We start from the raw sequence: 17598 nt of genomic DNA, 5'->3' as shown, positions 1-17598 counted from the left end.
TGATCGCAATGATCCCGCAGTGGCAGATCGGACCGGTGCAGGTGCCGGTGCACGGTCTGTTCGTGGGGCTGGGCGTGCTGGCCGCCGTGATCGTGTTCGTCCACGAGGCGCGCCGCCGCGGCGCCGTGAACGAACAGTCACTGGTGGCCGTCACCGGCGCCCTCGTCGGCGGGGCGATCGGCATGCGGGCGTCGGGGTTGGCGCGTCACCTCGATTTCAGCGCCAACCCGACTGTCGCGCAGGCGTGGGAGTACGGCTCCAAGAGCATCCTCGGCGGACTGCTCGGTGCCTACCTCGGCGTGCTGATCGCCAAGCGGCTCGGCGGATATCGCGGCAAGACGGGCGACCTGTTCGCGCCCGCGGTCGCGCTGGGGATGGCGATCGGCAGAATCGGCTGCCTCCTGACGGAGGCGCCCGGACGCCCGACGACACTGCCCTGGGGAGTACATGCGCCGGCGACTACCCCCGAATGCCCGGGGTGCGTCGCCGGGCTCGCCATGCACCCGTCGTTTGCGTACGAAATCGCGTTCCAGTTGGCGGCTTTCGCGGTGCTCATGTGGCTGCGGCCCCGCATCACCCATCCCGGCGAGCTGTTCGTCATTTACATCGCCGCCTACGCGGTGTTCCGGTTCTTCGTGGAGTTCGTGCGTGCCAACGAGACGGTGTGGCTGGACCTGACGCGGCCGCAATGGGTGCTGCTGCCGTCCTTGGCGCTCTTGGGTTTCCGGGTATGGCGGGGCCATGGCCGTGGCTACTACCGGATTTCGTCGGCAGACAAGGAGGGCGACCGTGTCCGAACCGCCAATTGATTATCCGGATGACGAACCCGGCAACGGCGTACCGCCCGGTCAGCACCCGCCCCAGTACCCGCAATATCCCCAATATCCGCCGCAGTACCCGCAATACCCGCCGCAATATCCGCAGTACGGCTATCCGGCACCGAACGCGCAGAACCCCAACGCGATCTCGGTCGGTGGCGTGATCGGCGGTGTCTTCATGTTTCCGGTGCTCAACTTCGTCATCGGGTTAGGCACGGTGATGCTTGCTGACCAGGGGAAGGTGCTGCTGGCGTTCGGCGCGGTACTCCTGGCTCTCGTCGCCTTCGGGGGTGGCTTCGCGTTGTGGAAGACCGGCAGCCCCGTGCCCAAGGGGCTCGGTCTCGGCCTGATGATCGGCTGGGCGCTCACCTCGATCCTGACCGTCGGGTACTGCACCGGCCTGAACCCCACCATGTACACATGACGGCCGGGATGGGTCTGCGCGGTGACCGGCTGTTGCGCTACGTGACGGCGTACTGCCCGAATTGCCACCATGAGGCGCCGGAACGGCCGCTTGCCGACGTCGCGCGCCTCTCCGGCCGCCTGGTCGAACGAGACGGGCGGGTGTGGCTGGAGCGGGGGTGCCCGGCGCACGGTCTGGTGCGCACGCTCTACGACGAGAACCCCGAGATTCTGACCTATCTGGAGGAGTGGACCGCCCCGACCAAGGCGCACATCCCTGATATGGCAGGCAATTTCGATCCGATCCCGTCCGCCTATCTGCGCGGGCTGCCGGAGATGCAGACGCAGCACACCTGCATCCTGCTCGAAGACATCGCCGAGGTCTGCAATCTGCGGTGCCCTACCTGCTTCACCGATTCTTCGCCCGACCTGCGCAACGTGGTGCCGGTCGCCGACGTGCTCGCGAACGTCGATCAGCGGCTCGCCCGGGAGAACGGGCGGCTGGATGTGCTGATGCTCTCCGGCGGGGAGCCGACGCTGCACCCCGACCTCGCGGAGCTGCTCGACGAACTGACCAGCCGGCCCATCACGCGAATCCTGGTCAACACCAATGGCATCCGGATCGCCACGGATGATGCCCTCCTCGAGCTGCTCAGTACCCGCCGCCACCGCGTCGAGGTGTATCTGCAGTACGACGGGCTCTCCGAGGCGGCGCACCGACACCACCGCGGCGGCGACCTTCGTAAGCTGAAAACGCTGGCTTTGCAACGCCTTTCGGAACGTCAGATTTTCACGACGCTGGTGATGGCCGCGGCGCTCGGCGTCAACGACGACGAGATCGGCGCCATGGTCCAGCTGGCGCTGGACACCCCCTACGTCGGCGGTATCACCATTCAGCCGCAGTTCGGCTCGGGCCGGTCAGGGAACCTGGACGTGCACGACCGGCTGACCCACACCGGCGTGCTGAGCAGGCTCGGCCCGCAGACCGACAGCCTCGTGACCTGGCACGACCTCACCGCGTTGCCGTGCTCGCATCCGCACTGCTGCTCGGTCGGCTATGTGCTGCGCGACGATTCCGGGCAATGGCGGTCGCTGGTCTCGCTGATCGGCCACGATGTCCTCAAGGACCGACTGGGGTTGGTGTCCAACAGGATTGCCGACAGCGAGCTGCCGCAGGAACTGCAGCTCGCGGTCCGCGAATCGTTACTGGGCCTGCTGTCCGAGCAGTCTTCGCTGTCGCATCCCGGGATCGGCGACGTGTGGCGAACCATCTGCCAGAACTGCGATCTGGGTATGCCGACGCTGCTGGCGCTCGCGTCGTCCGCCTTGCCGGGTGGAAAGAACCGGGTGCGGAAGCTGTTGGGGGAGCGGGTGGTTCGCATCACCGTCAAGCCGTTCATGGACATCTCGAGCATGATCGAAGAACGCCTGGTGCAGTGCTGTGTCCATGTCGGCACCCGCTCGAGCCAGGACCAGTGTGCGCCGTTCTGCGCGGTACAGGCGTGGCCGGCGCTGGGGCGCCAGCGCATGTCCATCGCCGCGGGCACTGACCTGGGAAAGGCGCTGCCGCTCACGGTGATCTGAGGGCCCAGGTGCCCGCGAACCTGACCATAGGGTGATAGTCCGGTCGGATTTTCGCCGTGTGGTCAGGCTCGCGGACTTGGGTTCTCGGTTACTCGCAAGAACCCGCCCTGATTACAGGGTCAACGGGGAGAGGCGGCGCCGGAGGCCGACCACACCCCGCGCCGCACGACCGCGCGCACCTGCAGTTTGCGGTCCAGCACGACGAGGTCGGCAGACTTCCCGGGCGCCAAGGCACCGACGTCGTCGAGACCCAGCGTGCGTGCCGGCGTCGTCGCCGTCATCGCCACCGCGTGCCGCAGCGCCGAATCCGAGGCCGCTTCCAAACCCGTTGCCGCCGTGCGGAACAAGGCTTCCATGGTCGCTGTGCTGCCCGCGATGGTGGACCGCTCACGCAGCCGGGCCACCGAGCCGCTGACCTCGACGTCGAGCCCACCGAGTTGGTACGACCCGTCGGGCATCCCGGCAGCCGCCATCGCGTCGGTGATCAGTGCGACGCGATCAGAGCCCGCGGTGACCGCCACCTGGTGGACGAGAGCAGGGTGCAGGTGCACGCCGTCAGCGATCAGCTCGACGGTCACCCGGGCGTCCTCCAATAGCGCCAGCGCCGGCCCCGGATCGCGGTGGTGCAGCGGACGCATGCCGTTGAACACGTGCGTGCCGACGGTGGCACCCAGCTGCAGGGCCCGCTTGGTCTCTTCGTAGCTGGCGTCGGTATGGCCCACGGCCACAATGACTCCCGCGTCGACGAACCGCTCGATCGCGACATCGGCGCCGGGCAGCTCCGGGGCGATGGTGACCATGCGGATGGTGCCGTCGCCGGCGGCGAGTACCGAATCGATCTCGGCGGGGTCGGGGTCCCGAAGCTGCGCGACGTCGTGCGCACCGCAGCGCGCCGAGCTGAGCCACGGACCCTCCAGATGAATCCCGGCGACGACGCCGGCGCGTACCGCGTCGGCCAAGGTCTGAACCTGGGCCAGCAAGGCCTCCGGCGCCGCCGTGACGAGGCTGGCCAGGGTCGAGGTGGTGCCGTGGGCACGATGAAAATCGGCTGCCCGCCCTACCTCGTCGGGATCGTCGGTGCTGTAGGAGAATCCGCCGCCACCGTGCACATGCATGTCCACGAATCCCGGCACCACCACACCGTCCGGGAAGTCGACGTCGACGCCACGCGGCGGAGCGCCGCCGCCGCACGCCACGATGCGGTCGCCATCGATCTCCAACCACCCAGGCCGGGACACAGCGTCGAGCGCTGAGCCTCCCAATACAACGGTCCCGGCCGAGATGAGCGTCATCGCCCGTCAGTCTCTACCGGTTCGAGTGCTGAGGGCGCCGATTGATCGAACGGGCGGCCATCATCAGCGAGAGCACCACCGCGGACCCGACCACGCCGACCCCGACGCGGATCGGCACCGCGTCGGCCGGAGTCAGGCTGTCGAAGGCGGGCGCAGCCACCGGATGCTTGGCGTCGGGCTTGCGCTGCGTGAGTGACGGGTCCGGCTCGATCAGGGTGCCGACCTTGGTGCCGGGCGGCGTCGCGAAGCCGTAGTCCAGCAGGCGCGCGGCCTGCTCCCACGGCGCGATCGGCACGCGGGTGCCGTGCAGCAGAATCGCGACCAGGCGACGCCCCCCGCGGTCGGCGGCGCCGACGAATGTCTGCCCGGCGTCGTCGGTGTAACCGGTCTTGCCGCCGAGTGCGCCCGGGTAGTTGTAGAGCAGCTTGTTGTCGTTCTCCAGCTCGTAGCCGGGGTGATCGCCGGGCTCGCCGGGCTTGGCCGGGTGGCCGGGGAAGTTGTACTTCTGCGTGGCCACGATCGAGGCGAACGTCGGGTTCTGCCAGGCATAGCGGTAGAACAGGCCCATGTCGTAGGCCGACGTGCTCATGCCGGGGCCGTCGAGGCCGGACGGGGTGGCCGCCCGGGTGTCGCGGCCGCCCAGCTTGGCGGCCAGGTCGTTGATCTTGTCGATCGCGGTGTCCATGCCGCCGACCTGCATCGCCAGTGCGTGCGCCGCGTCGTTGCCCGAGTGCATGAGCAGGCCGTGCAGCAGGTCGTTGACGGTGTAGACGCCGCCGTCGTCGACGCCGACGCGGGTGCCCTCGGCGGCAGCGTCCTCCAGGGTTCCGGTGACGCGCTTGTTGATGGGCAGTTCACGCAGTGCCTGGGTCGCGATCAGCACCTTGATGATGCTGGCCGGCCGGTGCCTGCCGTGCGGATCCTTGGCGGCAATGATGTCGCCGTTGTCGAGGTCGGCCAGGATCCAGGCGTCGGCGGAGACATCACCGGGCAGCGGTGGCATGTCCGGTGCGGCGACGATTCCGCAGCTGCCCATCAGGTCCCCGCCGAGCGGCGTGGCCGGCACGGGGATCGGGGCCGGCGGGTCGCCCGCCTTCGGCACCTCGGACTGGTCGACCGCGGGCGGGGTGTTCACGCGGTACGGGCATGGGTCCGCGGCCGGTGGGTCGGGTTCGGCATAGGTCAACGCCGGTGCGGCCGTCAGGAAAAACGCTGCTGCCAGGGCTGCAGCGCGTTGTGCCGTTGATCGGGTGGTCGCCATGGTGTCGTCAGATTAGGCGACGGACCACCGGATCCCGTGTTGCCGCGCTGTGACAGTTGGGGTTGAAGTTACAACTGTGAATTAGCTGACAGAGGTCTACCGGCGCTCGGGGATCGCACAATGTGCCAGCGCGGGCACCCCGATGGAGCTCATCCACAGTCGCCCGTCGTGCTCGACGAGTCCGGTCACCTGTCCGAACTGACGATGCCGCATGCGCACGCCCGCGACCGCGGCGCCGCTGTCGGGGTCGAAGGCGACGGCCCACACCTCCAACGCCATCTGCGGCTGCAGCGCGTCCGGCAGTCGCCACACCAATTGGCGCAGAATGGTCGGCCGCGGTGCGAGCCACTCCGCGGCGGCGTTGATCGGGGTGACGAACGCGACCCAGATTCGGCCGTCGGCACCCGTCGAGATGTTGTCGGGCATGCCGGGCAGGTTGATGGCCAGCGGGGTGATGGTCCCGGCTTGTGGCCCGGACAACCAGTACTTCGACAGGCAGCGGCCCTGCGTCTCGGCGAACACCAGCGCCGTTCCATCGGCGGTGACGGTGACGCCGTTGGCGAAGTACAGGCCGTCGCGCAGCGTGCTCACCGTGCCGTCGGTCGCCAGTTTGTACAGTCCGCCGTCGCCACGGGCCTCGAGGATCGCGGCGCGGAAATGCTCGTAGTGGAACGAGCTGGTCGACTCGGTGAAATAGATTGTGCCGTCTTCGGTTTCGGTCACGTTCGAGCAGAACCGCAGGGGCCGCCCGTCGATGTTGGGCACCAGCACCTCCAGGGCGCCGGTGCCGGGATCCAGCGACAGCAGCCCCCGGTAGCTGTCGCAGACCAGCAGCCGCCCGTCGCGCGCGACGTGCAACCCCAGCGGCCGGCCGCCGGTATCGGCCACCACATCCGTGTCGCCGTCGGCGGAGACCCGCACGATCCGGCCGTCGACAAGGCCGGTCCACAACGTGCCGTCGGCACCGACGACGACGTCCTCCGGGGCGTCGCCGGGCATCGGCACGATGGTCAGGTCGGCAGACGGGAAATCGGGCAGGGCGTCGACCGGCGGTGGGGTCCAGCGCACCGGGTTGATGGGCGGCTTGTGCGGCACGTGTAGACGGTAACGCGTGTTACGTGTCAGCAGCCGCGGAAACCCCCAATTTGCCGTCGAATCAGGGGCTTTCGCGATCGTCGGCAGGCGGGTCCGGGTTCGTCCAGCGGGGGAAACGTCAGTCGCGACGGAATTGTTCGCCGGTCGCCGTGTCCACCGCCGTCTCACCTGGGGGCAGGTTCGACAGGTCCGGGGCGATGACCGTCGGCATGTCACCCGAGTCGGGCAAGCCGAAATGCGCCGGTCCGGCATGACCGGCGGCCGGCGTATCGAGCACCAGGTCATGGCGCCGCGGCAGTGTCATTCCACGGAAGTACTCGGGTTGCGCGACGCGCCAGGCGAACATCAACACCACCCCCAGCAGCAGCCCGAGGACACCGACCACACCCACCGCGCCGAAGCCGAAAATCGTGACGTCATGGTGGCTTTCGTCCTTGAGCCAGTCCGGTTTGCTGTACTGGACCAGGCCATAGCCGAACACCACCGACAGCGTGACGCCGCCGAGCACTGGCAGCACGCCGCGCATCACGAAGTCACGCACGTTGCGGGTCAACGTCTTTCGGTAGAACCAGGCGCAGGCGAAGCCCGTCAGTGCGTAGTAGAAGGCGATCATCAAACCGACCGAACCGATCAGTGCCGTCAACAGATCGGTGCTGATCGCGGTGAACAGCACGTAGCACAGCACCGACAGCACGCCCATCACGATGGTCGAGGTGGTGGGCGTCAGGTACTGGCGATGAATCTTCGCGAAACTCTCTGGCAGCGCCCGGTATACGCCCATCGACAGGGTCGTCCGCGCGGTCGGCATGATGGTGGTCTGCGTCGAGGCGGCCGCGGACGTGAGGATCGACGCCGACAGCAGCAGCATGCCGATCTTCCCGATCACGCTGTCCCCGAACAGCGATGGCCCGATGGCGGTGAACACGTCCTTGGCGTTCTCCTGGTTGCCCAGTCCGATGCCTTCGGTGCCCACGCCCGCGAACGCGATGGTCGAGACGGTCACCAGCGCGTAGGTGGCGAGCAGCAGGAACGTCGAGATGACGGCGGCGCGGCCGGGAGTGCGGCCCGGATCGTCGGACTCCTCGTTGCACGCCACCGCGGTGTCCCAACCCCAGTAGATGAAGATGGTGGCCAGTACCGCCGGGGCGATCACCGTGCCGAAATCCATTCCGCCAGGCCAGAACCAGGACCACGACGGCATGATCGAGTAGGCGTGCCCGTGGTGTGTGTAGACCTTCACCAGCGCCACGACCGACACCACGATCAGCACGACGACCTCGACCGTCAACAGCACGTACTGCAGCCGCGCCGACACCTCGATGCCGCGGTAGCAGATGTACGTCATCAGGATGATCCAGATGACGCCAGCCACCGTCGACCACAGGGTGCTGCTCGCCAGACTGGCGACCGAATGCCACCCCAGGTCGCCGACGAACGTGAACGAGTACGAACCCGCGATCTGCGCGAGATTGGCCATCACGATGACGTCGGAGGCGATGATGCCCCAGCCGCCCAGCCAGCCGACGACGGGACCGAAGGCCCGGGCCGCCCAGGTGAACGTGGTGCCGCAGTCGGGCTCGGCCTTGTTCAGTTCCTGGTACGCGACGGCGATGAGGTACATCGGCACGAACGAAATGAGCATGATGGCAGGTGCTTTGACGCCGGCGAGCAGCGTGCCGCCGGCGGCGATGACCAGGCCGAGCGTCGCCGCCAGGCTGTATGCCGGTGCGGTGGACGCCAACCCGACCACCACGCTGGACACCAGACCGAGGGCGCCCCGCTTGAGGCCTTTGTCTGGGGCGACGATGTCTGGTGCCGGCGTGGTCATCTGCTCCCTGCTCATCCCGGTTGATTTGCCGAAGAGATGCTACGGTTCGCCGCCCCCGAACACCGAGTCGTAGGTTGGTGGGGTGACCACAGCGCAGGACACCGATGAGTTCGAGCGGCTGCGCCCGCACCTGCTGTCCGTCGCCTACCGGCTGACCGGTGTGTACGCCGACGCCGAGGACATCGTGCAGGACGCCTGGCTGCGTTGGCACAGTGCGGATGTCGACGCCATCGAAGAGCCCCGGGCCTGGCTGACGACGGTCGTCAGCCGCCTCGGCCTGGACCGGTTGCGGTCCGCTGCGTACCGCCGCGAGGCGTACTTCGGGGAGTGGCTGCCCGAACCTGTGGTGACGGGATTCGACGCCGCTGACCCACTGGCCGCGGTGGTCGCGGGAGAGGACGCCCGCTTCGCCGCGATGGTGGTGCTGGAGCGGCTGACACCCGACCAACGGGTCGCCTTCGTGCTGCACGACGGCTTCGCGGTGCCGTTCTCCGAGATCGCGTCGGTGCTCGGCGTGACGGACGCGAGCGCGCGGCAGCTGGCCTCACGCGCCCGGCGCGCCGTCGCCGAGGCCCCGCCGCCGCCACCGGACGCCGGCCACAACGAGGTCGTCGGCAAGCTGATGGCCGCGCTCGCCAGTGGGGACATGGCCGCCGTCGTCGAACTGCTGCACCCCGATGCCACGTTCACCGGCGACTCCAACCGTCGGGCACCGACGGCGCCCCGCACCATCGTCGGCGCGGACAAGGTCGCACGGTTCCTGTTCGGGCTGGCCAGACGCTATGGCCCGCAATGGCTTTCGACGTCACAGTTGGCGCTCATCAACGGCGAGCTCGGCGCGTACAGCCCCGGCCTGCCGGCCGACGGCGAGCATCCCGAGATGCTGCCGCGTGTCACGGCGCTGGCCGTGCGCGACGGCAAGGTCGTCGCGCTGTGGGACATCGCGAACCCGGACAAGTTCACGGCGTCACCGCTGCGGTCTGATTAGCGGCTCAGAGGACGTAGGGGATCAGTGCCTTGCGGTCGGTCGGGTACTCGGGGAACTTCTCCTGGTACCAGGTGTGGGTGCCCAGTGCCCGGGGAATCAGGTTGCCCGCGGTGATCAGCAGGATGGCGACGCCGGGCAGCGCCCAGGTCAGCAGCGCGAAGCCGGACCAGGCGATGAGCTCACCCAGATATGCGGGGCTGGTGACGAACCGGAAGCCGCCGCCGAACGGAATCCGGTACTCCGCGCCGCCGGGATTGTTCTTGTCACGCAGATTGCGGACGATCGATTCGGAGTTGACCAACAGCGCGAATCCGCACAGGTACACCACCAGACCGACCAGGAACCGGGGGTCGGTCAGCCACGCGGTGGTGTACTGCCCGAAGAAGTCGTGGCTGAACAGGGTCCCGTTGAGGTAACCGTGCATCGACGTGACCAGCATGCCCATCACGATCACCGACACGTTGAAGGTGCCGCGCTTGCCGGGCGCCTGGCGGATCGCGAGCGGGAAGAACCAGCCCCGGTTGGCGTAGTGCAGCAGCCAGATCCCGGCCAGCACCAGCGATGTCGGCTCGAAGCGGTGCGGCCCGGCCAGATAGCTGATGAGGAACACGACCGTCGCCGGGATCTCCATCAGCCACCAGCCGAGCTTGGGGTTGAGGTTCAAGCCGAGTTTCGTCGTCGAGAACCGACCATACGAACTCTGCGCGAAGAAACCGCCGATGATCACGAATGCGGCGAAGGCAAAGGCCGCCGTCAGCACCGTGTCATAGAACGTGTTGCCGGTGTACCAGTGCATGGTCGCTCCTTGCTGAGCAGGCGGTTTCAATGGCCGAGGCCGTTATTTCTGTAACGTGTTCTACCACCTGACCAGGCTGCGAGGCCAGCGCCCCCGGATCACTCGGCCCAGGGCACCCGGCACGCGTCACCCGAGCTGAAGCCCTGCTCGGTGATACCGAGCGCGGCGTACATCCGGGCCCGCATGTTCTCCACGCCGATCTGATAGGTCAGCTCGATGACGCCGGCCTCGCCGAATCGGTGCTTCAGGTCGTCGACCTGTTCGTCGGTGACGTTGTGCGGATCGGTGGTCATCGCGTCGGCGTAGGCGATGGCGGCGCGCTCGTCGTCGGTGAACAAGTCGGAACTCGCATAGCTGTCTATGTGCTTGAGCCGTTCGGTGTCCAGGCTCTCCAGCCGCATCAGCATGGTGCCGAAGTCGACGCACCAGGAGCAGCCCACCGTCCGCGCGGTCCACAGCACGGCGAGATCGCGGACCGCGTCGGGCAGCGTCTTCGAGCCGCTCTTCAACAGGGTCTCGTGGACCGCGTTGGCGACCAGCAGTCGCGGGTGGTGCGCCGCCACCGTGAAGGGTTCGGGCACCTCGCCGAACTCACGCTTGGCGTAGCGGTACATGAGCCGGGTCAGCAGGCCGGCGCGTTGCGGGGGCAGGGGCGCGATGCGTGGTGTTGTCGTCATATCGGTTGGACGAGACAGGTCGTCAAGGTGTGACAGGGGTGTGGCGGGCGTCACCCGGTGCCGCAGCGGCTACCGTAGGACACATGTCTGTGGCCCCGAACCCTGCGGCGGTGAGCGGCTACGAGGCGCGGTGGGAGCAGCACAACGCCGAACGCCGGGCCCAGATCCTGCTGGCGATGATCGACCTGCTGGAGGAGAGCCCGCCCGGCGCCGACATCTCCGTCGCGGCCATCGCCAAGCGTGCCGGCGTCGCCAAGTCGGTGATCTACCGGCAGACCTCCGGCAAGGAGGAACTCGAGCGACGGGTGCGGTCGTATCTGATCGACGACTTCGGGTCCGTTCTGGTCGGCAAGCTCGATGTCTCCGACGGCTCGCTGCGCGAGATTCTGACCCGCACCATCGAGGCCGTCGCGGACTGGATGATCGACCACCCGCGGCTCAACGAGTTCGCGCGCAGCGGGCCGTCGTTCGAGGGCGACGAGACGCTCGACGCCGTCGGCGAGCTGAAGCTGCGCATCATCGAACGCGCCGACGGCATCATCGCCGCCATCCAGTTGGCCATCGGCGTCGAGGACAGCGCATTCAAACTGGTCCCGCTGGCGATCGTGACCATGGTCGAGGAGACGTTGTTCGCCTGGGTCCGCAGCCCGGCGCCGACGCACACCCGCGACGAGATGATCGCCCACCTCGCCGACTTCACCTGGTACGTCATCGACGGCGCTGCGCGGGCCATCGGCTTCGAGGTCAGCCCCGATGAGCCGCTCGTCGCCGTGGTCGCCGCGCTGGCTGCTCAGGCAAGCAACCCCGCGTTGTAGTCGGCCACCAGGCTGCGCACGGTCTCCTGCGCGCAGGACTTGTTGGTACCGATGAACCCCGTCGGGCCGCGTTTGATCCAGCCCGTCACGTAGGTCGCTCTGGCGCCCCGCACTCGGCCGGCTTCGTTGGGGACGGTGCCGTGCACGTCGTCGAACGGCAGGTCGGCCACGGGCCGTCCGCGATAGCCGATCGACGTGAGCACGAGCCCGGCGGTAACGGTGTGCACGTCGCCGGTCGGCTTGACCTTCGCGGTGCCGTCGGCTGCCGCCACCAGTTCGTTGCGGGCGAATTCGACTGCGGTTGCGGCGGATTCGCCGAGGATCGCGGCAGGGGACTGCAGGTACTCCAGCACGATGCGGCGGTTGCCGGGGCGCCGTGGCAGGTCACGGAGGATACGGGCCCGCGGATCGGCGCCCGGCAGTGACGCCAGGTCCTTTTCGGCGACGGCGACGTCGACGTCGGGCATCGACGTCAGGCCGACGAGCTCCGGCACGGTGAACGCGGACTGCGCGAGGCCGCGTCGTCCCACGACGACGACCTCTTCGATCTGGCTCTGCCGCAACGCTTCCAACGCGTGCAGCGCGATGTCGGTGGCTGCGAGGCGGTCGGGATCGGTGGTGAGGATCCGGGCGACGTCGAGCGCGACGTTGCCGTTGCCGATCACGATGGCGCGCGGTTGCGACAGATCGAAGGCGCAGTCGGCGAAGTCGGGATGGCCGTTGTACCAAGCCACGAACCGGGTCGCCGAGCTGACGCCCGGCATGTCGGCGCCGGGTACCTCGAGCGGCCGGTCCGTGGACGCACCCACGGCGTAGATGACGGCGTCGTGGTCGGCGAGCAGCTGCTGGTGGGTGACATCCGTGCCGACGTCGACGCCGGTCACCAGCTCCAGCCGCGGGTCGGCGCAGATGGTGTCGAACTGCCGGGACACCGCCCGGGTGCGCCGGTGATCCGGCGCGACGCCGAAGCGCGCGAGCCCGCCGGTCTGGGGGAGCCGCTCGTACATCCGGACGCGTGCGGCCGGGATGGTCAGCACCTCGTCGGCGGCGTACATGGCCGCCGGTCCGGAGCCGACGATCGCGACGCTGATAGTGCCCGGAGCCCGGACCTGCAGTGGGGGAACCACGGGCGCCAGCAGTGGCCGGGGCCGGGGTTCGGCGTAGAAGTCGGCGTTGAGCTCGAGGAAGACCTTCTCGGTCGGCTCCAGCGAACCGTCGTGCTTGATGGCGTCGACCGGACAGGCCGTCACGCACGCGCCGCAGTCGACGCACTCCACCGGGTCGATGTAGAGCATCTCGGCGGTGTGGAAGTCGGGCTCGTCGGGCGTGGGGTGAATGCAGTTGACCGGGCAGGCGTAGACGCAGGACGCGTCGCTGCAGCAGGACTGCGTGATGACGTGGGGCATCAGGCGATCAACTGTGCCTCGCGGTTGGGGGCGCTGCGGTAGCGCGCCGTCTCACCGGCGATGCCGCAGCGCTTCCACATCCAGCGGCCCACGCGGTTCATCAGACCGATCTCCTCGGCCAGTGCGCGGGTCTCGTCGAAGAAACTCGCCATGATCTTGCGCGACTGCGGGCTGCGCCAGAAGGCTTGCCGCATGACGTCTTCCGGGATGTCGAACTGCTTGCCGAACGACTTCGACGACCCCATGATCTCGTGCGCCAGCCAGCGCAACGTCAGCGGGAAGGCGACGGTGGCGAAGGCCTTGAAGCGCCACGAGCGTTCGGGCATGTGCGTCTTGAGGAATTCGTTGGCCCACGAGATGTGCCGGGCTTCCTCGGCGATGTGAATCTGCATGGTGCGCAGCACGGCCGGCGGCAGGTTGGCGCCCTCGCGGATCATGCCCTTCTGGAAGTGATCGATGGGCTCTTCGCCGGCGAGGATGCCGGCCATGAACGCCGTCGGCGAGTACTGACCGACCAGGCCGATGTACGGCGACAGCTTGAAGAACAGCTTCCGCATACCGGGCACGTCGGTCCCGGAGCGGTTTACCAGCTCCTGGAACATCTGGATGTGGTTGCACTCTTCGGTCATCTCGTGGAGTGCGTACCGGAACTCGGGCGAGTTGTTGGGCAGCTTCATGATGAACGCCATCAGCCCGCGAATCAGGATGCTCTCGAACGCCGCGCCCACCTTGACGGTGTTGAGCGTGCGCCAACGACCGATCTCGATCTGCCGCTCCAGCGGCTGGTTCTGGTACCACTCGGTGGCGCCCAGCGGGTCGATGACAGGGGAGAGCACCCACCGCGGATCGTGCAGGTCGATCGCCATGTCCGGCGAATCCCACGCGATGTCGAGGTACGGGTCGAAGCGCCGTCGTACGGAGCCTTCGGACAACACGTCGAGGAGGTTCTCGTAACCGGGCTCCATTGCCTGAGTCATATCTCCAATTTACCGGGAACAGTGGTCCCAGTAAATAGGGAATTTCTTCTCGCCGAGTGTTGGGTTGTGTTCGAGATTTCACGCATTTGTCGACCACAAGCCAACACTCAACGCAGATGGAACCGGGCGGATATCGCAGCCGTCATATCGACATGCCATTTGTCGGCACCGAGGCCCTGGCTGCGGGCACGGTCAACAGGTATCAGCTGAGGACTCGTTATGACGCGTTGTACCGCAACGTCTACATTCCCCGTGGTCAGAAGCTCACTCCCGTGGACAAGGCCGTAGCTGCCTGGTTGTGGTCCAAACGCAGGGCGACCGTCGTCGGATTGTCGGCTGCCGCCCTGCATGGCTCGTTATGGATCGACGCGAGGCAACCAGCAGAGCTCAACCAGCCGAGCCGGACGCGACCACCGGGCATTCTCATTCACAGCGATGCGCTCGCCGAGGACGAGATCTGCGTGGTGCACGACTGGAATTTGACCAACCAGTGCGAGCAGTCGGGGCACAACATCAGCGTCACGACGCCGGCGAGGACGGCATTCGACCTTGGGCGACGGAAAGGGCAGACGCTCGCTGTTGTCCGCGTGGACGCATTGCTTCAGGCAACACAGTTGAAACTCCCTGAGGTGCTCGCACTTGCCGAGCGGCATCCCGGAGTTCGGGGACTGAGGCAACTGGAACAGGTGCTTGACCTCGCTGACTACGGCGGAGAGTCACCACAAGAGACGCGGCTACGACTGTTGTTCACCAACAACGGCATGCGGCCGACGCGCACTCAGATCGACGTCTTTGACGGCCGGTATCACGTGGGCCGCATCGACATGGGCTGGCCGGAATGGAAAGTGGGCGTGCAGTACGACGGCATCCAGCACTGGCAGGACCCACGACGGCGCACCAAAGACATCGACCAGAATGCCGAGTACCGCGAATTGGGCTGGCGTTTGGTCCACGTCGGCGCTGACCTCATGCGCACCCGCCACGACATCATCATCGCCCGGACTCGGACAGAGTTGCGGGCTGCAGGTGCGCCCTACTGAAACGAGTGTTGGCTTGTGGTCGAGAATTTCAATGAATCTCGACCACAAGCCAACACTCGACTTAGAAACAGGCCCTAGCGGGCAAACATCAAGGCGCGCTTGACTTCTTGGATCGCCTTGGTGACCTGGATGCCACGGGGGCAGGCCTCGGTGCAGTTGAAGGTGGTGCGGCAGCGCCACACACCGTCGACCTCGTTGAGGATGTCCAGACGCTCGGCAGCGGCCTCGTCACGCGAGTCGAAGATGAACCGGTGCGCGTTGACGATGGCGGCGGGGCCGAAGTACGAGCCCTCGCTCCAGTACACCGGGCACGACGTGGTGCAGCAGGCGCACAGGATGCACTTGGTGGTGTCGTCGAAGCGGGCGCGGTCGGTCTGCGACTGGATGCGCTCACGGGTCGGGGGGTTGCCCGACGTGATGAGGAACGGCTTCACGGCGCGGTAGGCGTCGAAGAACGGCTCCATGTCCACCACGAGGTCCTTCTCCACGGGCAGGCCGCGGATGGGTTCGATGGTGATGGTCAGGTCCTTGCCGGGCTTCTTCGGCAGCAGGTCACGCATGAGGACCTTGCAGGCCAGCCGGTTGACACCGTTGATTCGCATGGCGTCCGAGCCACACACGCCGTGCGCGCAGGACCGGCGGAACGTCAGCGTGCCGTCCAGGTAGCCCTTCACGTACAGCAGCAGGTTGAGCAACCGGTCGCTGGGCAGGCAGGGGACGCGGAAGCTCTGGAAGCCGGCGGCGTCCGGGTTCTCCGGGTTGAACCGGGCGATCTTCAGCGTGACCATGACGGCGCCGTCCGGCACCGGGGGCAGCGGCGGGTCGCCGGCTTCAGGCTTGTCGAGGACAGGTGCACTCATGCTTAGTACTTCCGTTCCATCGGCTGGTACCGGGTCTGGACGACAGGCTTGTAGTCCAACCGGATATCGGACAGGAGGTCGGCGCCCTGCTTGTAGGCCATGGTGTGGCGCATGTAGTTGGTGTCGTCGCGGTCCGGGTAGTCCTCGCGGGCGTGGCCGCCGCGCGATTCCTTGCGGTTCAGTGCACCGACGACGGTGACCTCGGCCAGCTCGAGCAGGAAGCCCAGCTCGATGGCCTCGAGCAGGTCGCTGTTGTAGCGCTTGCCCTTGTCGTGCACCGTGATTCGGCTGTACCGCTCCTTCAGCGCGTGGATGTCCGTCAGCGCCTGCTTGAGGGTCTCCTCGGTGCGGAACACGGCGGCGTTGTTGTCCATCGACTGCTGCAGCGCGGTGCGGATGTCGGCGACGCGCTCGTTGCCGTGGTCGGACAGGATGTCGCCGACCCAGCCCACGACCATGTCGGCCGGGTTGTCCGGCAGGTCGACGTAGTTGTGGTTCTGCGCGTACTCGGCGGCCGCGATGCCGGCGCGACGGCCGAACACGTTGATGTCGAGCAGCGAGTTGGTGCCGAGGCGGTTGGCGCCGTGCACCGAGACGCAGGCGCATTCACCGGCGGCGTACAGACCCGGCACGATGTTGACGTTGTCGCGCAGCACCTGGCCGTTGATCGTGGTCGGGATACCGCCCATGACGTAGTGGCACGTCGGGTACACCGGCACCAGTTCGGTGACGGGGTCGACGCCCAGGTAGGTGCGGGCGAACTCGGTGATGTCGGGAAGCTTGGCCTCCAGGACCTCCTCGCCGAGGTGACGCACGTCGATGTAGACGTAGTCCTTGTGCGGTCCGGCGCCGCGGCCTTCGAGGACCTCGAGGACCATCGAGCGGGCGACGATGTCGCGCGGCGCCAGGTCGACGATGGTGGGGGCGTAGCGCTCCATGAAGCGCTCGCCTTCGCCGTTGAGCAGACGTCCACCTTCGCCACGCACGGCTTCCGAGATCAGGATGCCGAGGCCGGCGAGGCCTGTCGGGTGGAACTGGTGGAACTCCATGTCCTCCAAGGGAAGTCCCTTGCGGAAGATGATGCCCAGGCCGTCGCCGGTGAGGGTGTGGGCGTTGGAGGTGGTCTTGTACATCCGGCCCGAGCCGCCGGTGGCGAAGACGATCGCCTTGGCGTGGAAGATGTGGATGTCGCCGGTGGCCAGCTCGTAGGCGATGATGCCGGTGGCAACCGGGCCGCCGGGGGTCTCGGTGAGGACCACGTCGAGCGCGTAGAACTCGTTGAAGAACTGGACGTCGTGCTTGACGCAGTTTTGGTACAGCGTCTGCAGGATCATGTGGCCGGTGCGGTCGGCGGCGTAGCAGGCCCGGCGGACCGGGGCCTTGCCGTGGTCACGGGTGTGACCGCCGAAGCGGCGCTGGTCGATGCGGCCCTCGGGCGTCCGGTTGAACGGCATGCCCATCTTCTCGAGGTCCAGCACGGCGTCGATGGCTTCCTTGCACATGACCTCGACGGCGTCCTGGTCGGCGAGGTAGTCGCCACCCTTGACGGTGTCGAAGGTGTGCCACTCCCAGTTGTCGTCCTCGACATTGGCGAGCGCGGCACACATGCCACCCTGGGCGGCACCGGTGTGCGAACGCGTCGGGTACAGCTTGGTCAGCACGGCGGTGCGCACGCGCGGGCCGGCTTCCACGGCCGCGCGCATACCCGCGCCACCGGCACCGACGATGACGACGTCGTAGCGATGTTCCTGAATCATCT

16 protein-coding genes are annotated in these 17598 nt (G+C 67.2%); 6 read left to right on the top strand and 10 right to left on the bottom strand.

Annotated elements, in window-relative coordinates:
- The first annotated feature begins 8 nt into the window (after positions 1 to 8).
- From ACJEIK_RS21170 to ACJEIK_RS21160, 3 genes are read left to right on the top strand one after another with little or no spacing between them, the layout of a single operon-like run.
- Complete coding sequence (locus tag ACJEIK_RS21170; protein ID WP_267324339.1) at positions 9 to 809, top strand: prolipoprotein diacylglyceryl transferase; 801 nt, start codon at positions 9 to 11, stop codon at positions 807 to 809.
- Positions 790 to 1242 (top strand): hypothetical protein, encoded by a 453-nt coding sequence (locus ACJEIK_RS21165; protein WP_267323788.1) that lies wholly within the window; start codon positions 790 to 792, stop codon positions 1240 to 1242. The genes ACJEIK_RS21170 and ACJEIK_RS21165 overlap by 20 nt, the downstream gene beginning before the upstream one ends.
- Positions 1239 to 2804 carry a radical SAM protein gene (locus tag ACJEIK_RS21160; RefSeq protein ID WP_267323787.1) on the top strand — a complete coding sequence of 522 codons (1566 nt, stop codon included), beginning with the start codon at positions 1239 to 1241 and terminating at the stop codon, positions 2802 to 2804. The genes ACJEIK_RS21165 and ACJEIK_RS21160 overlap by 4 nt, the downstream gene beginning before the upstream one ends.
- A gap of 119 nt (positions 2805 to 2923) precedes the next feature.
- Here the strand turns inward: ACJEIK_RS21160 and nagA are convergent, their stop codons facing one another.
- The 4 genes from nagA to ACJEIK_RS21140 form a co-directional block, all read right to left on the bottom strand.
- Entirely contained in the window at positions 2924 to 4096 is a 1173-nt protein-coding gene (gene nagA / locus ACJEIK_RS21155) for an N-acetylglucosamine-6-phosphate deacetylase (protein ID WP_267323786.1), read from the bottom strand.
- Positions 4097 to 4109: 13 nt separating this feature from the next.
- Positions 4110 to 5357, bottom strand: a complete 1248-nt coding sequence (locus ACJEIK_RS21150) for a D-alanyl-D-alanine carboxypeptidase family protein (RefSeq protein WP_409430234.1) — start codon at positions 5355 to 5357, stop codon at positions 4110 to 4112.
- 96 nt (positions 5358 to 5453) lie between these two features.
- Positions 5454 to 6452 (bottom strand): SMP-30/gluconolactonase/LRE family protein, encoded by a 999-nt coding sequence (locus tag ACJEIK_RS21145; protein WP_133427757.1) that lies wholly within the window; start codon positions 6450 to 6452, stop codon positions 5454 to 5456.
- A 118-nt stretch (positions 6453 to 6570) separates the two neighbouring features.
- Complete coding sequence (locus tag ACJEIK_RS21140) at positions 6571 to 8280, bottom strand: APC family permease (protein ID WP_133427758.1); 1710 nt, start codon at positions 8278 to 8280, stop codon at positions 6571 to 6573.
- An 82-nt stretch (positions 8281 to 8362) separates the two neighbouring features.
- Between ACJEIK_RS21140 and ACJEIK_RS21135 the strand changes: the two genes are divergently transcribed.
- On the top strand, positions 8363 to 9268 hold the full coding sequence (locus tag ACJEIK_RS21135; RefSeq protein WP_409430233.1) for a sigma-70 family RNA polymerase sigma factor: 906 nt from the start codon (positions 8363 to 8365) through the stop codon (positions 9266 to 9268).
- A gap of 4 nt (positions 9269 to 9272) precedes the next feature.
- Here the strand turns inward: ACJEIK_RS21135 and ACJEIK_RS21130 are convergent, their stop codons facing one another.
- Together ACJEIK_RS21130 and ACJEIK_RS21125 are read right to left on the bottom strand one after the other, a co-directional pair.
- Positions 9273 to 10064 carry a 3-oxo-5-alpha-steroid 4-dehydrogenase gene (locus ACJEIK_RS21130; protein WP_064982718.1) on the bottom strand — a complete coding sequence of 264 codons (792 nt, stop codon included), beginning with the start codon at positions 10062 to 10064 and terminating at the stop codon, positions 9273 to 9275.
- A 98-nt stretch (positions 10065 to 10162) separates the two neighbouring features.
- The gene (locus ACJEIK_RS21125) at positions 10163 to 10741 is read right to left on the bottom strand and encodes a carboxymuconolactone decarboxylase family protein (protein WP_409430232.1); all 579 of its coding nucleotides are present in this window, start codon (positions 10739 to 10741) and stop codon (positions 10163 to 10165) included.
- 83 nt (positions 10742 to 10824) lie between these two features.
- Here ACJEIK_RS21125 and ACJEIK_RS21120 point away from each other — a divergent pair, with 83 nt between their 5' ends.
- Complete coding sequence (locus ACJEIK_RS21120) at positions 10825 to 11556, top strand: TetR/AcrR family transcriptional regulator (protein ID WP_409430231.1); 732 nt, start codon at positions 10825 to 10827, stop codon at positions 11554 to 11556.
- Here the strand turns inward: ACJEIK_RS21120 and ACJEIK_RS21115 are convergent.
- Positions 11532 to 12962, bottom strand: coding sequence for an FAD-dependent oxidoreductase (locus ACJEIK_RS21115; protein ID WP_409430230.1), 1431 nt, complete (start codon positions 12960 to 12962; stop codon positions 11532 to 11534). The genes ACJEIK_RS21120 and ACJEIK_RS21115 overlap by 25 nt on opposite strands.
- Positions 12962 to 13939 carry an AurF N-oxygenase family protein gene (locus tag ACJEIK_RS21110; protein ID WP_409430229.1) on the bottom strand — a complete coding sequence of 326 codons (978 nt, stop codon included), beginning with the start codon at positions 13937 to 13939 and terminating at the stop codon, positions 12962 to 12964. The genes ACJEIK_RS21115 and ACJEIK_RS21110 overlap by 1 nt, the downstream gene beginning before the upstream one ends.
- Before the next feature lie 116 nt (positions 13940 to 14055).
- On the opposite strand from ACJEIK_RS21110, the gene ACJEIK_RS21105 reads away from it, so the two are divergent.
- Entirely contained in the window at positions 14056 to 14979 is a 924-nt protein-coding gene (locus ACJEIK_RS21105) for a hypothetical protein (RefSeq protein WP_237163025.1), read from the top strand.
- A gap of 74 nt (positions 14980 to 15053) precedes the next feature.
- On the opposite strand, the gene ACJEIK_RS21100 is transcribed toward ACJEIK_RS21105, so the two are convergent.
- Together ACJEIK_RS21100 and sdhA are read right to left on the bottom strand one after the other, a co-directional pair.
- Positions 15054 to 15839, bottom strand: coding sequence for a succinate dehydrogenase iron-sulfur subunit (locus ACJEIK_RS21100; RefSeq protein WP_064858274.1), 786 nt, complete (start codon positions 15837 to 15839; stop codon positions 15054 to 15056).
- Between the two features lie 2 nt (positions 15840 to 15841).
- Complete coding sequence (sdhA, locus tag ACJEIK_RS21095) at positions 15842 to 17596, bottom strand: succinate dehydrogenase flavoprotein subunit (RefSeq protein WP_133427763.1); 1755 nt, start codon at positions 17594 to 17596, stop codon at positions 15842 to 15844.
- Positions 17597 to 17598: the final 2 nt, after the last annotated feature.

It is taken from the genome of Mycobacterium sp. SMC-16, from assembly GCF_046250085.1.
In the GTDB taxonomy this organism is placed as follows: Bacteria; Actinomycetota; Actinomycetes; order Mycobacteriales; family Mycobacteriaceae; genus Mycobacterium; species Mycobacterium phocaicum.
Note: the sequence above shows the minus strand (reverse complement) of the source record. Positions and strands in the feature narration are given on the sequence as shown.